Here is a 14,046-nt window from a genome sequence, read left to right as displayed (position 1 = left end):
CTTATTTGACCAGCGGATCGATCGTCTTGATCGTCCCGTCAGCGTTGAAGTTGAGCTCGGTCACCTTGACGTTGCGCAGGTGGTTCTTCCCGCTGAGCTGCGTGTCGGCATAGAACAGCCACCACTTGCCGCCGGTCTCGATGATCGAGTGATGCGTCGTCCAGCCCTGCACCGGCAGCAGGAAATGCCCGCGATAGGTGAACGGGCCGTACGGGTTTGTGCCGGTCGCATAATTGAGGAAGTGCGTGTCGCCGGTCGAGTAGGTGTAATAATATTGCCCGCCGCGCTTGAACATCCAAGACGCCTCGAAGAAGCGCTTGTCATGATCGCCGCCGAGCACGGGCTTGCCGGCTTCGTCGAGGATCACAGCATCGTGCGGCGTCTCGGCGAGGCTCTTCATGTCGGCGTTGAGTCGCGCGACCTTGCCGGTGAGCGCGGGCTGATCGTCCTTGCCGAGATCGGTGTCGCTGCCGCTGGGATCGAATTTGCCGTCCTTCCAGCGCTGAAGCTGTCCGCCCCAGATCCCGCCGAAATACAAATAGCTCTTGCCGTCAGTGTCGGTGAACACAGCCGGGTCCATCGAGAAGGCGCCCGCGATCGGCTTGGGGTCGGCCTTGAACGGGCCCATCGGGCTCTTCGACGTCGCGACGCCAACCATGAACTTGCCGAGGCCGTTCTTGTCCTTGGTTTTGTCGCGTGCCGGGAAATACAGGTAATAGGTGCCGTTCTTGTAAGCGGCGTCGGGCGCCCACATCTGCTGCGACGCCCAGGGCACCTGCTTCACGTCGAGCGCGACCGGGCCGACCGTGACGGGAGCACCGATCTTGTCCATCCGCAACACCCGATAGTCGTGCATCGCATATTGGTTACCAAGATCGTCGTCAGGGGTTTCAGTGGGGACGTCGTGCGAGGGATAGACGTAGATTTTGCCATCGAAGACGTGCGCCGACGGATCGGCGGTGTAGATCGATTTGACGAGCGGCTGCGACAGATACTGCCGCCCATCGGGAGCGCGATCCTGCGCCAGCGCGAGCGACGCTGTTCCACATGCCACCACGGCGGCTACGAAGCGATATGCCATTGGTCCTCTCCCGAATGCGCGTAACCGCGCTATGGCGAACGGGTAGCGCTAACATTTGACCGCCGCAAGCGGTTTCGGAAAAGCGATTTCAACTTTGGAAGGGGCCTCCGCTGGCGTGGCCAGCTATCGCGGAGAGAGGCGTCATTTGCGCGAGCGGCTGGCGGAGAGAGTGGGATTCGAACCCACGGTGAGCTTGCACCCACGGCGGTTTTCAAGACCGCTGCCTTAAACCACTCGGCCATCTCTCCGCGCCGCCGGTCGCATAGCCATGGGACGCCGCTTCGTGCAAGGTTTGTGATCAAGCGCGGGGCTTTGGGGGTTCATGTGCGCCCATGGCTGTGCCAATGTTGGCTTATGCGGGACAAACACACATTGCGGGCGCGGATCGCCCTTGGATTGACGGCGGCTGCGCTGTGCCTGGGCGTCGGCGGGGCCGCCGGCGCGCAGGATGACTCTGGTTTTCAGAGCTATCTGACGACGCTGCGCGCCAAGGCCGAGGCGAAGGGTGTGAGCCGTACGACGCTCGACGCGGTGATCCCGACGCTGACGCTCAACCAGCGTGTGATCGAGCTCGATCGCGGCCAGCCTGGTGCCAATCCCAACGCCGGGATCCCCGATTTCGCGTCGTACAAGGCGCAGCATCTCAGCAGCGCGATCATCGCCAATGGCCGCAGCGCGTATCAGGCCGAACGCTGGCGGCTGCGGCGGATCGAGCAGGAGACCGGCGTTCCCGAATCGATCATGGTCGCGATCTGGGGGCATGAGACGAGCTATGGCCGCGTGATGGGCGGGTTCGACCTGCCGCGCGCACTCGCCTCGCTCGCCTATGAAGGGCGGCGGCGCGATCTGTTTGCCGACGAGTTCATCGCCTCGCTGCAGATGATGGATCGTGGTGTGACGCGCTCGCAACTTGTCGGCAGCTGGGCGGGGGCGACCGGCGGGCCGCAATTCCTGCCGTCGATCTATCTGCGGCTCGCACGCGACGGTGACGGCGACGGGCGCGCCGATATCTGGTCGAGCCATGCCGATACGCTGGCCTCGATCGGGAATTATTTCACCAATGCCGGGTGGCGGCCGGGCCAGCCGTGGGGCCTGGCGGTGTCGGTGCCGGCGAGCTTCGATCGCAGCCAGATCACCAATCGCTTGCTGTCGCCGCGCTGTCTCAAGGTGTTCGCGCGCCATAGCGGCTGGAAGACGATGGCGGAGTGGCGCGCGCTCGGCGTCGCGCCGGTATCGCGCAGCTGGCCCGGCGATTCGGTGCTGGCGACGCTGATCGAACCCGATGGGGTCGGGCGGACGGGCTATCTGATCACCGGCAATTACCGCGTGATCCTCGATTATAACTGTTCGAATTTCTATGCGCTGTCGGTCGGCTTGCTCGCCGACGCGGTCGAACAATAAGCGTGGCGCCGCTGTTCGGTCTGGCGCTGCTGAGCGCCTTGCTCGCGCCCGATAGCACTGTGCAGCGTGACCTGCGCGATCCGCCTGTGTTGCCGTCGGCGACCGCGGTGCCGGCGCCGGATGTGCCGCCCGAAGTCGCGCAAGGCTCCGGGCCGCGCGGCACGTCGGGGGAGGTTCATGAGGATGGCGTTGGCTATGCGGCCGTGCTCGCCGGGCCGCCCGAAGGTCGCTGGGCGAATGTCGTGATCGGCGTCGGGCATCCGACGCTGGCCCCGGGCACGCCGGTCGAGCTGACCGCGCTCGACAGCGGGCGGACGATCGTCGCGATGGTGGTCGCCCCCAGCAGTGGCGCGGTGGTCGCGTTATCGCCGGGCGCCGCGCAGGCGCTGGGTGTCGGCGATCATGCAGGCGTCCGCGTTCGCACGGTCGTCACCTCGCCGCAGGATTTGCGTGCCCTGCAAGCCGGGCAGGCAGCGTCGCCGCGGCTCGACGCACCGCCGACCTTGCTCGTGGCGCTCCGCCACAAGCTGCCCAATGAGCGCGTCGCGACCGTGCCGCGACTGCCCAGCCGGCCTGCGGTCAGCGCGATACGCCCAGCGCCAGCGCCGCAGCGACCCGCGCCCGTAAAACCGCGCCCCGTACCCGAGATCGAACCCCCCGTTCGCGCGAAGCCCGCGGCGGTACAGGTGCCAGCGCGCGGGGGCCTTATGGTGCAGATCGCGGCGCTGTCGTCCGGCGAACGCGCCGCCGCGCTGGCCAAGCAGCTGGGCGGCCGCGTCGCTCCGCTCGGCAAGCTTTACCGCGTTCAGCTTGGCCCCTTCGCCGATTCCGCCGCCGCACAGCGCGCACGTGACGGCGCCGCCCGACGCGGCTATGCTGACGCACGCATTTTCCACACCGACTGAAAAACGAGACCGAACCGCATGTCCTCGCGCCAGAAACTGCTTGCCGCCGCTGTCGTCGCCATCGCCGCGACGTGCCCGGCAGTTGCCGCCCCCGAATTCCAGACCCCGGCGCCGGTCGCCTATCTGCAGGATCTGTCGTCGGGTACGATCCTCTACCAGAAGGATGCCGACCGCCGGATGCCGCCGGCCTCGCTCGCAAAGATGATGACGGTCTATGTCGCGTTCGAGATGATCAAGTCGGGCGAATTGAAGCTCGACCAGAAAATGCCGGTCCGCCCCGAGACGTGGCGCGCCTGGCATTCGCAGGGCTCGACCATGTTCCTGTCGTCGGGCGAAGAGGTCAGCGTCGAGAACCTGCTCAAGGGCATCGTCACGCTGTCGGGCAACGACGCGTGCGTCGTCCTGGCCGAGGGGATTTCGGGCACCGAGAGCGCGTTCACCGAGCGGATGAACCGCGCGGCGCAGAAACTGGGCCTGACGAACAGCCATTTCGGCACCGCGAACGGCTGGCCCGACAACGGCGTGACCTATGTGACAGCGCGCGATCTCGCCAAGCTCGCTTCCGCAACGATCCAGAACTATCCCGACCTCTACAAGCGCTTCTATTCGCTGCGCAGCTTCACCTGGGGCAAGACGCTCGGCGGCGAGAAGCCGATCGACCAGGCCAATCGCGATCCGTTGCTCGGCCGCGTGTCGGGTGCCGACGGTCTGAAGACCGGGCATACCGACGAGGCCGGCTATGGCTTCACCGGTTCCGCGATGCAGAACGGCCGCCGTCTTGTGCTCGTCATGGCGGGCTTCGGCAGCTCGGGGCAGCGCGCCGAGGAATCGGTCAAGTTCATGGAATGGGGCTTCCGTGCATGGCAGGCCAAGCCGATCCTCGCCAAGGGCAAGCAGATCGAGACCGCCGAGGTCCAGCTCGGCAGCTCGAGCAGCGTCGGCCTGGTCGCAGCGAACGATCTGAGCGCGACCGTCCCGGCCGGGACTGCGGGCGAGATGAAGCTCAGCGTCCAATATGATGGCCCGATCAAGGCGCCGATCAAGGCCGGTCAGCATATCGCCGATCTCGTCGTGGTCACGCCCGGCATGCCCGCCGAGCGCCTGCCGCTGGTGGCGGCGAACGATGTCAGCGAAGCCGGCTTTTTCGGGCGCGCCTGGGCGGGCCTGATGGGGCTGTTCGGCGGGTGAGCGGACGCTTCATCTCGCTCGAGGGCGGGGAGGGGGCGGGCAAGTCGACGCAAGCCAAACGGCTCGCCGCCGCGCTCGGCGCGCGCGGGATCGATGCGCTCGTAACCCGCGAGCCGGGTGGTAGCGAGGGCGCGGAGGCGATCCGCGGCCTGCTGATGCAGGGCGATGTGTCGCGCTGGAGCGCGCATAGCGAGGCGCTGCTGTTTGCCGCGGCGCGGGCGGATCATGTCGAGAAGACGATCCGGCCGGCGCTAGGTGCTGGCCGGTGGGTGATCTGCGACCGCTTCCTCGATAGCAGTCGGGCGTATCAAGGCGTCGCGGGCGGGATCGATGATGCCGCCGTGCTGGCGTTGCACGGCTTCGGCTCGCGCGGCATGCTGCCCGATCGGACGCTGGTGCTGGAACTCTCCCCCGAGCAGGGAAGCGCGCGGGCGGCGCTGCGCGACGGCGACGCCTCCGATCGCTTCGCGGCGCGTGGGCCGGCGTTCCATGCCGACGTTGCCGCCGCGTTCCAGCGTTTTGCGGCGAGCGAGCCCGAGCGCTTCCGGCTGATCGACGCCGCGGGCGGGATCGACGAGGTCGCCGCCGCTGTCCTTGCTGCGGTCGCGGACTTGCTGCCATGACGCTTCCGCTCGGCAATACTGCCGCGCATCAGGCGTTCGCCGCCGCAATGACGAGCGGGGCGCTGCACCATGCCTGGCTGTTTGCCGGCCCCGAAGGGATCGGCAAGGCGACCTTTGCGCGCGCCGCGGCGCTGCGCTTGCTCGCGCAAGGGGCGGGGGCGGACTTGCCGCCCGGCTTCGCCGTTCCGGAAAGCGACACGCAGCGCAAGCTGATCGCCGCGGGTTCGCACCCGGATTATCGTGAACTCACCCGCCAGCCGAAGGAAGGCGATAAGACCGGGCTCGATCTGGCGCGCAGCATTCCGATCGCGCAGGTCCGCGCGCTCGGGCCGATGTTCGCGACGCGGCCGTCGATGTCCGACCGGCGCGTCGTGATCATCGACTCGGTCGATGATCTCGAGCGGCCCGGCGCATCGAACGCCTTGCTCAAGAACCTCGAGGAGCCGCCGCAGGGGACGATCTTCCTGTTGATCAGCCATGCGCCGGGTCGGCTGTTGCCGACGATCCGCTCGCGTTGTCGCCAGCTGCGCTTCGATCCGTTGAACGACGCCGACATGACGTCGGTGCTCGAGCATGCGCTGCCCGGCGTCGAACCGGCCGAACTGGCCGCGCTGGTCGGCGTCGCGCACGGATCGCCCGGACGCGCATTGGGGTTTGCCGGGCTCGATCTCGCCGCGCTCGATCAGGCGCTGGCGGTCATCGCGCGCGATGGCGATCCTGGAAACGGCAAGCGCGTACGGCTGGCGAAGTCGCTCGCGCTGAAGGCCGCGCAGAAACGCTATGAGGCGTTCCTCGACCGCGCGCCTGCATTTATCGCCGCGCACGCGGCCGAACGGCGCGGCGAACGGCTGCGCATTGCGCTCGACGGGTACGATGCGGCGCGGACGCTTGCCGCCACGGCGCGCGCCCTCACGCTTGATGCGCAGGCGACGGTGTACGAGATGGCGGGGATCGTCGCGCGGCTTGCGGCGTAAGCCGAACGCGGCGGCGAGGCTTCAATAACCGCGCCCGATGTTCTAGGACGCGCGCATGACCGACCCCTATTACATCACGACCGCGATCAGCTATCCCAATGGCCGCCCGCATATCGGCCACGCCTATGAGGCGATCGCGACCGATGCGATCGCGCGCTACCAGCGCCAGCTGGGCCGCGAGGTTCGCTTCCAGACCGGGACCGACGAGCACGGCCTCAAGATGGTCCAGGAAGCGCGCAAGCGCGATCTGACGCCGCGCGCGCTTGCCGATGAAATGAGCGGATATTTCAAGGCGATGGCGGACGCGCTTGATATCTCCTACGATCGTTTCATCCGCACCAGCGACGAGGATCATTACCGCGCCAGCCAGGCAATCTGGCGGGCGATGGAAGCCGCTGGCGATCTGTATCTCGACCGATACGAAGGCTGGTATTCGGTCCGCGACGAGGCGTTTTACGACGAGAAGGAACTCGTCGAAGGCGAGGGCGGCGTCAAGCTGTCGCCGCAGGGCACGCCGGTCGAGTGGACCGCCGAGGAAACCTGGTTCTTCAAGCTTTCCAAATACCAGCAGCCGCTGCTCGATTTCTATGCGGCCAATCCCGACTTCATCCGACCGGAAGCGCGCCGCAACGAGATCCTGCGCTTCGTCGAGGGCGGGCTGTCCGACCTGTCGGTGTCGCGCACCAGCTTCGACTGGGGCGTTCCCGTACCCGGGAGCCCTGGCCATGTGATGTACGTGTGGGTCGATGCGCTGACCAACTATCTGACCGGTGTCGGCTATCCCGACGACGTCGAAGTGTTCGAGACCTTCTGGCCGGCGAACCTGCACATCATCGGCAAGGATATCGTGCGGTTTCATGCCGTTTACTGGCCGGCCTTCCTGATGAGCGCGAACATCCCGCTACCGCAGGCGGTGTTCGGGCACGGCTTCCTGCTCAACCGCGGCGAGAAGATGTCGAAGTCGGTCGGCAACGTCACCGATCCGATGGAACTGGCGACGCGCTTCGGCGTCGATGCGTTGCGCTATTTCTTGTTGCGCGAAGTCAGCTTCGGTCAGGACGGCAGCTATTCGGAGGACGCGATCGTCACGCGCTGCAACGCCGATCTTGCCAACAATCTCGGCAATCTCGCGCAGCGCTGCCTGTCGATCATCGCCAAGGCGTGCGGCGGCGTCGTCCCGGCAATGGGCACGCGGACCGCGGCGGAAGACGCGCTGATCGCCAGCGTCGAGGCAGCCGAGACGGGAATGCACACTGCGATGACCGATCTGGCGCTTCATAACGCGCTCGAGGCGATCTGGTCGGCCGCGCGCGACGCCAATCAGTATTTCGCCGACCAGGCGCCGTGGAGCGTGCGCAAGACCGATCCCGAGCGCGCCGACACGATCCTGTATCATGCCGCCGATGCGATCCGCCGTATCGCCATCCTCGCGCGCTGGGCCATTCCGGGCGGGGCGGACAAGCTGCTCGACCTGCTCGGACAGGCGCCCGATGCGCGCAGCTTTGAGGCGCTAGGTCATCTGCTCGCGCCGGGGCTGACTCTGCCGGCCCCGGCGGGCGTCTTCCCGCGGCTCGAAGCTCCGGCGGTGGACGCCTGATGTTCGCCGACAGCCATTGCCACCTCAATTACAAGGGTCTGGTCGAGGGGCAGCAGGAGGTGCTCGGCCGCGCGCGGGCGCGCGGTGTGCATGCGATGCTCAACATCGCGACGCGTGAGGGCGAATGGGATGCAGTGATCGCGACCGCCGAGCGCGAGAGCGACGTCTGGGCGACCGTCGGCATCCATCCGCATGAAGCCGATCAGCATCCTGACGTGGGAACCGCGCGACTGGTCGAGCGCGCGCAGCATCCCCGCGTCGTCGGGATCGGCGAGAGCGGGCTCGATTATTTCTACGATCACAGCGACCGTGATCGGCAGCGTGCGAGCTTCCGCGCGCATATCGCCGCGGCGCTCGAGACGCAGCTGCCGCTCGTTGTCCACACGCGTGAGGCCGAGGACGACACCGCCGAGATCATGCGCGAGGAGATGGGGAAGGGGGCCTATCCCGCCGTCATCCATTGCTTCACCGCGAGCGGCGCATTCGCCGATATCGCGCTCGAACTCGGCTGCTATATCTCGATCTCGGGGATCGTGACCTTCAAGAACGCGAAGGATCTGCAGCAGACGGCCGCGCGGTTGCCGCTCGATCGGCTGCTGATCGAGACCGATGCGCCGTTCCTCGCGCCGGTGCCGCATCGTGGCAAGACCGGTGAGCCTGCGTTCGTTGCCGATACCGCGGCGTTCCTCGCGCAGCTGCGCGGTGAATCGCTCGACACGCTCGCCGCCGCGACGGCCGAGAACTTTCACGTTTTGTTCACCAAGACGCGCGTATGAAGGTGCGGATTCTCGGGTCTGGCACGTCATCGGGCGTGCCGCGGATCGGCAATGACTGGGGTGCTTGCGATCCGACCAACCCGCGCAATCGCCGGCTGCGCGCCTCGATCCTGGTCGAGACCGCGACAACGCGGATCCTCGTCGACACCGGACCCGACATGCGTGAGCAGTTGCTGGCGGCCAAGGTCGACACGCTCGACGCTGTGATCTGGACGCACGACCATGCCGATCATACGCATGGCATCGACGATCTGCGCCAGGTATTTCACGCGATGGGGCGGCCGGTACGCGGGCTTGCCCGGCCCGATCTCAAGGCGATGCTCGAACGCCGTTTCAGCTATGTCTTTCGCGGGCATGACGGCTATCCGCCCACGGTGGTGAGCGAGGAACTGCCCGATGCGATCACAATCGGCGACATCACCGTCCGCACCGTCGAGCAGCCGCACGGTCCGTTCGTTTCGGCCGGGCTGCGCTTCGACAGCATGGTGGGATCGATCGGATATGCGACCGATTTCAGTGCGATGACGCCCGATATGGCCATGCTGTATCAGGATCTCGACATCTGGATCGTCGACGCGCTGCGCCGGCGACCACATCCGTCGCACGCTGATCTGCCGAGCGTGCTCGGCTGGGTCGAGACGTTCCGGCCACGGCATACCGTGCTCGCGCATATGGATCAGTCGATGGACTATGCGACGCTGGCGGCCGAATTGCCGGTTGGCGTCGAGCCGGGCTATGACGGGCTGGAACTGTTGCTGTGACCGACAGCGTGATGAGGATCGTGCTGTACCTGCTGGTGCTCGTCCTGCCGCTCAGCGCGCTGGTCGCGCGGCGTTTGCCGATTGGCGATGCGATCAAGATGGCGCTCGCGTGGATCGCGATCTTCGGCGTGCTGGTTATCATCGTGACGCTTTGGCAGGGCGCCACAACGGCGGGCTGACCGCTGCGCCGGAACCAGTCTATAATTAACATAATGGATATTATCGGACTCGACTGGTAACGACTATCTGGTGATCGTGGGACATCTCCGCTTCGCTCCATCACCCACATTTCCTCAGAACGGCCCGTCGCCCTTTATCGTGATCTGTTCTATTCGACGCCGCGCAGACGGATACTCCGCAACCTGAAAATGCTGCGTGGTGCGGTACCGCACCGCGAACGCATCCGGCGTCCAGTGGAACCCGCCGTATAAGGCGCGGCCGTGGCGGCTCTCACCCTACCAGCAGACGAAAACGGATAATCACCGGCGCCATCTCGACCGCCATAGGTCAGCTTTAGCGGCAGCAAGAAAGCGGCGTTGGCGGCGTTCGCCGGCTTGAGTGATCATGTCCTATCAACGAGATCGGAATTAGCCATGTCGTCTGCAGGCTTTGATGGAATGCGAAAGCGCCTTCGCTCGGCGCCCCTATCCTGGCGCTGCGGCCGAGGTGCTCCGTCATGATCAGCCCGATCTTCCTCACGGTTCCCGGGCTGCTTGGCTCGGGCGACGATCATTGGCAAACGCGCTGGGAGCGCGAGCGCAGCGATACACACCGGATCGACCTCGGTGATTGGGAGAACCCCAATCGGACCGTATGGATGAGCAGGATCGATCAGGCCGTCGCCGCTGCACGTGGGCCGGTCGTGCTGGTCGCGCATAGCCTAGGCTGTCAGGCGGTGACGTGGTGGGCCAATGCGTCGGGCCCGAGCGGCGCGTCGTCGGTGCTCGGCGCGGTGCTCGTCGCGCCACCTGCGACCGACCGCCCCGACCTCGATCCGCGGATTGCGCGGTTCGGCAACGACCCGCGCCACGCCTTGCCCTTCGTCTCGCTGCTCGTCGCGAGCGAGGACGATCCCTATGCGACGATGGACGAATCGCGGGCATTGGCGCGGAAATGGGGCGCGGGCCTCGTCGATATCGGGCGCGCCGGCCACATCAATGCGCGCTCCGGCCTGGCGCATTGGCCGCAGGGGCAGGCCGCAGCCGAGCTCTTGCGCGATGCCCGTACCGGCAATGTGCGGACATTGGCTCGGCAGGCGCAGGCGATCTTGCTCGACTCCGATCCCAACCCCCGCACGAGTGGGACGATCGAGGCGGGCCGGACCTCCCACGGCGAAGGGGCGCATATTCGTCACTAACGATCGCGGGAGGGATCGCGTCGCCTGCCGGATTGCGATAGGTTCATCGACACCTTTCAGATGCAAGTCCGGGATCTAGATGCACCGATCGAGTTCAGCGCGGGCAGCGACCGAGCATCCGCGTATCGCCGCCAATTGCGGAGCCATACTGCGATGATCGAGCGCCTCGTCACGATCATGGGGCGGTTGCGCGACCCGGTGACCGGGTGCGAATGGGACGTCGCGCAGGATTTCGCGAGCATCGCGCCCTATACGATCGAGGAAGCCTATGAAGTCGCCGACGCGATCGCGCGGGGCGACATGGCCGATCTGAAGGAAGAGCTCGGCGACCTGCTGCTGCAGGTCGTGTTCCACAGCCGCATCGCCGAGGAGGCCGGGCTCTTTGCGCTGCCAGACGTGGTTGCGGCGATCAGCGAAAAGATGGAGCGCCGCCACCCGCACATCTTCGGCGACGCCGAGAATGGCGGGCATCAGCGCTGGGAACAGATCAAGGCCGAGGAACGCGCCGCGAAGGGCGCGGGCGGAGCGCTCGACGGCGTCGCGGCCGGCCTGCCCGCTTTGCTCCGCGCGGAAAAGCTGCAGAAGCGCGCGGCGCGGACCGGGTTCGACTGGCCCGACGCCGCGGGCTCGCGGGCGAAGATCCATGAGGAGATCGCCGAAGTCGATGCCGCGGCGACACAGGCCGAGCGCGAGGACGAGATCGGCGACCTGCTCTTCTCGGTGGTGAACTGGGCGCGCAAGCTCGGGGTCGATCCCGAGGCGGCGCTGCGCCGTGGCAATGCCAAGTTCGAGCGGCGCTTCACCGCGATGGAAGCTGCGGCAGGCGACGGTTTCACCGCGCTGTCGCTCGAAGACAAGGAAGCGCTCTGGCAGGCGATCAAGAAGCCGGCGGGCTGAGCGCGCTCGCATAGGCGCTCTGCACGGTCCAGCCGAGGCTGGTGTAGAGCGCCCTTCCCTGGTCGGTCGCGACGAGAATTTCGCGCGATGCCGCGGAACGACGCTCTGCGTGGAGCGCGGTCATCACCGCATGGCCGAGCCCGCGGCGGAGGTGATCGGCACTGGTGCGGATCCGGTCGTAGGCGAACACGCCGTCGGTCTCGACCGCATAGCCGCTCGCGGCGAGCGACCCGTCGGCGGCGGTGATCGTCGCCGCGATGACGCCGTTGGTGTGTTCGACCGTCAGCGTATATCCAGACGCCAAGCGCCGCTCGGGCGGTTCGACGAGGCTGGTCATGACCCAGGCGCGATCCTGCAATGCCCATCCGCCGGACAGAAGCGCCCGCAATGCAGCGTCTTGCGTGCACACCTTGATGAGGATTCGAGGTAGGTCGATCGAGCGCGCAAGCGAGGCGATCGCAGGGTCGGTGCGCGCGAAGATGTAGCGGCAATGTTCGACATCGCTGCGCGTATCGACGCGCCAGCCGCCATGATCGGCGACCGGCGCCGCCACGCCGCGCGCGAGCGACCGCGCTGCGACCCAGCCCGCGAGCAGGTCGGGATCGACCCCGTCAGCGCTGAGCGAAGCGCTCATAGTCGCGCTCGGCCATCCGGACTTCGTAGATCGCCTGCTCGCCCTCGACCGACTGGCTCAGCACCTCGCCATGCGCGTGGAGCCAGGCCGCGCCCGCGCCGTCGCCGGCCTCGAGCAGGATCGTGTAGCGCCGATGCGTCGCGGTGAGCAGCGCCGCAACGGTGTCGAGCAGATGCGCCACCCCTTCCCCACTCAGCGCCGAGATCGCCACGACATCGTCGCGCCGTGCTGCCTCGCCGAGCCATTCGGTGCGCTCATCCTCGTCGAGCAGGTCGAGCTTGTTCCACGCCTCGATCCGCGGGACCGAGGTATCGACGCCGATGTCGCGCAGCACCGTCTCGACATCGTCACGCTGCACCAGCGTGTCGGGATGCGCGATGTCACGGACGTGGATCAGCAGATCGGCCGACACCACTTCCTCGAGCGTCGCCTTGAACGCCGCGACGAGCTGGGTCGGGAGTTCTGAAACGAACCCCACCGTGTCCGACAGGATCGCCTTGTCGATCCCGGGCAGTGCGATCTGGCGCAAGGTCGGGTCGAGCGTCGCGAACAACAGATCTTCCGCCATGACGTCGGCGCCGGTCATCCGGTTGAATAGCGTCGATTTTCCGGCATTGGTGTAGCCGACCAGCGCGATCACCGGCCACGGCGCGCGCTGGCGCCGGTCGCGGTGGAGGCCGCGGGTGCGCGAGACTTGCTCGAGTTCCTTCTTCAGCCGGGCCATGCGGTCGCGGATCAAGCGCCTGTCGGCCTCGATCTGCGTCTCGCCCGGGCCGCCGAGGAAGCCGAAGCCGCCGCGCTGACGTTCCAAATGGGTCCAGCTGCGCACAAGGCGACCGGCCTGGTAGTCGAGATGCGCGAGCTCTACCTGCAAGCGCCCTTCGGCGGTCGCGGCGCGCTCGCCGAAGATCTCGAGGATCAGCCCGGTGCGGTCGATCACCTTGGCCGACAGCGCCTTTTCAAGGTTGCGCTGCTGGACCGGCGTGAGGCTCGCGTCGAACACGACGAGTTCGGCCTCGCCCATCCGCACCGTCGCCGCGAGCGCCTCGAGCTGACCCTTGCCGATCAGCGTCGAAGGCTGGAGCGTGCGGACCTTGATCGCAACGCGATCGACCACCTCGACATGGATCGCCATGGCGAGGCCGGCGGTTTCTGCCAGCCGCGCCTCGGCGTCGCGCGTCGATGCACCGGTATCGGGGTAGACGACAACGGCTTTGGCACCGCGCGCTACGTCGTCGCGGTCACGTTCGAAACCTGTGGTCAATCTTCGTCCGAACCTGCTGTTTCATCAGCCAAATTGAGGGGGTGCGCGGGCTGGATCGTCGAGACCGCATGCTTGTAGACGAGCTGCGCCATGCCGTCGCGCTGGAGCAGCATGCAGAACAGGTCGAACGCCGCGATCTGCCCCTGGAGCATCACGCCGTTGACGAGGAACATCGTGACGTTGTCCTCGGACTTGCGGACCGCGTTAAGGAAGATTTCCTGCAGCAACGGTTGCTTGCGCTGCGCTTCGCCGACCGCGTTGACGATCGCGTCGATATCGACGCTGTTCGACGGCATGATCGTCGAAATGGCGTGCTTGTAGATCAGCTGCGACTGGCCGTCGCGGCGGAGCAGCACCGAGAAATTGTCGAACCAGGTGACGATGCCCTGGAGCTTGACGCCCTTTACGAGGAACATCGTGATCGGGGTCTTGGTGCGGCGGAGCGCATTGAGGAACAGGTCTTGCAGCGAAGTGTGCTTGTCGGCCATCGGTCGATCCTATGTTTTTGGCGGGTGGTTCCCGCAGTGCGCCGGTTCCGGCGTCGAGATGCGCCTGATTGACGCTGAGGCTGATTTAGGGTGCCGGGGG

At 66.4% G+C, this 14,046-nt stretch carries 15 protein-coding genes and 1 tRNA gene; 11 read left to right on the top strand and 5 right to left on the bottom strand.

Features of this window, described 5'->3' with window-relative positions; all coding sequences use genetic code 11:
- Nucleotide 1: 1 nt before the first annotated feature.
- Together EAH76_RS04745 and EAH76_RS04740 are read right to left on the bottom strand one after the other, a co-directional pair.
- On the bottom strand, nt 2-1,081 hold the full coding sequence (locus EAH76_RS04745; RefSeq protein WP_140848735.1) for a glycoside hydrolase family 43 protein: 1,080 nt from the start codon (nt 1,079-1,081) through the stop codon (nt 2-4).
- A gap of 158 nt (nt 1,082-1,239) precedes the next feature.
- Nucleotides 1,240-1,329 (bottom strand) — tRNA-Ser (locus EAH76_RS04740).
- Nucleotides 1,330-1,435: 106 nt separating this feature from the next.
- Here EAH76_RS04740 and EAH76_RS04735 point away from each other — a divergent pair.
- The 11 genes from EAH76_RS04735 (at nt 1,436) to mazG (ending at nt 11,560) form a co-directional block, all read left to right on the top strand.
- Nucleotides 1,436-2,482, top strand: a complete 1,047-nt coding sequence (locus EAH76_RS04735) for a lytic murein transglycosylase (RefSeq protein ID WP_140848733.1) — start codon at nt 1,436-1,438, stop codon at nt 2,480-2,482.
- Between the two features lie 2 nt (nt 2,483-2,484).
- A complete protein-coding gene (locus EAH76_RS04730) occupies nt 2,485-3,387 on the top strand; it encodes an SPOR domain-containing protein (RefSeq protein WP_140848731.1) in 903 nt (300 codons plus the stop codon).
- 18 nt (nt 3,388-3,405) lie between these two features.
- Complete coding sequence (locus tag EAH76_RS04725; protein ID WP_140848729.1) at nt 3,406-4,575, top strand: D-alanyl-D-alanine carboxypeptidase family protein; 1,170 nt, start codon at nt 3,406-3,408, stop codon at nt 4,573-4,575.
- Nucleotides 4,572-5,198 carry a dTMP kinase gene (gene tmk, locus EAH76_RS04720; RefSeq protein WP_140848727.1) on the top strand — a complete coding sequence of 209 codons (627 nt, stop codon included), beginning with the start codon at nt 4,572-4,574 and terminating at the stop codon, nt 5,196-5,198. Before EAH76_RS04725 ends, tmk begins: the two co-directional genes overlap by 4 nt.
- Nucleotides 5,195-6,172 (top strand): DNA polymerase III subunit delta', encoded by a 978-nt coding sequence (locus EAH76_RS04715; protein ID WP_140848725.1) that lies wholly within the window; start codon nt 5,195-5,197, stop codon nt 6,170-6,172. The genes tmk and EAH76_RS04715 overlap by 4 nt, the downstream gene beginning before the upstream one ends.
- A 55-nt stretch (nt 6,173-6,227) precedes the next feature.
- Nucleotides 6,228-7,769, top strand: a complete 1,542-nt coding sequence (gene metG, locus EAH76_RS04710; RefSeq protein ID WP_140848723.1) for a methionine--tRNA ligase — start codon at nt 6,228-6,230, stop codon at nt 7,767-7,769.
- A complete protein-coding gene (locus tag EAH76_RS04705) occupies nt 7,769-8,545 on the top strand; it encodes a TatD family hydrolase (protein WP_140848721.1) in 777 nt (258 codons plus the stop codon). The genes metG and EAH76_RS04705 overlap by 1 nt, the downstream gene beginning before the upstream one ends.
- A complete protein-coding gene (locus EAH76_RS04700; RefSeq protein WP_140848719.1) occupies nt 8,542-9,306 on the top strand; it encodes an MBL fold metallo-hydrolase in 765 nt (254 codons plus the stop codon). The genes EAH76_RS04705 and EAH76_RS04700 overlap by 4 nt, the downstream gene beginning before the upstream one ends.
- Nucleotides 9,303-9,485, top strand: coding sequence for a hypothetical protein (locus EAH76_RS24075; protein WP_140848717.1), 183 nt, complete (start codon nt 9,303-9,305; stop codon nt 9,483-9,485). Before EAH76_RS04700 ends, EAH76_RS24075 begins: the two co-directional genes overlap by 4 nt.
- A 497-nt stretch (nt 9,486-9,982) precedes the next feature.
- Complete coding sequence (locus tag EAH76_RS04690) at nt 9,983-10,663, top strand: RBBP9/YdeN family alpha/beta hydrolase (protein ID WP_140848715.1); 681 nt, start codon at nt 9,983-9,985, stop codon at nt 10,661-10,663.
- A gap of 153 nt (nt 10,664-10,816) precedes the next feature.
- Nucleotides 10,817-11,560, top strand: a complete 744-nt coding sequence (gene mazG / locus EAH76_RS04685; RefSeq protein ID WP_140850361.1) for a nucleoside triphosphate pyrophosphohydrolase — start codon at nt 10,817-10,819, stop codon at nt 11,558-11,560.
- Here the strand turns inward: mazG and EAH76_RS04680 are convergent.
- From EAH76_RS04680 to hfq, 3 genes are read right to left on the bottom strand one after another with little or no spacing between them, the layout of a single operon-like run.
- Nucleotides 11,541-12,194, bottom strand: a complete 654-nt coding sequence (locus EAH76_RS04680; RefSeq protein WP_140848713.1) for a GNAT family N-acetyltransferase — start codon at nt 12,192-12,194, stop codon at nt 11,541-11,543. The two genes, mazG and EAH76_RS04680, sit on opposite strands and share 20 nt — an antisense overlap.
- Nucleotides 12,172-13,458 carry a GTPase HflX gene (gene hflX, locus EAH76_RS04675; protein WP_140848711.1) on the bottom strand — a complete coding sequence of 429 codons (1,287 nt, stop codon included), beginning with the start codon at nt 13,456-13,458 and terminating at the stop codon, nt 12,172-12,174. The genes EAH76_RS04680 and hflX overlap by 23 nt, the downstream gene beginning before the upstream one ends.
- Nucleotides 13,455-13,946, bottom strand: coding sequence for an RNA chaperone Hfq (gene hfq / locus EAH76_RS04670; protein WP_010186442.1), 492 nt, complete (start codon nt 13,944-13,946; stop codon nt 13,455-13,457). The genes hflX and hfq overlap by 4 nt, the downstream gene beginning before the upstream one ends.
- Between the last annotated feature and the right edge of the window lie 100 nt (nt 13,947-14,046).

Origin of the sequence: Sphingomonas glacialis (assembly GCF_006439055.1) — a bacterium.
Lineage (GTDB): Bacteria > Pseudomonadota > Alphaproteobacteria > Sphingomonadales > Sphingomonadaceae > Sphingomonas > Sphingomonas glacialis_A.
Note: the sequence above shows the minus strand (reverse complement) of the source record. Positions and strands in the feature narration are given on the sequence as shown.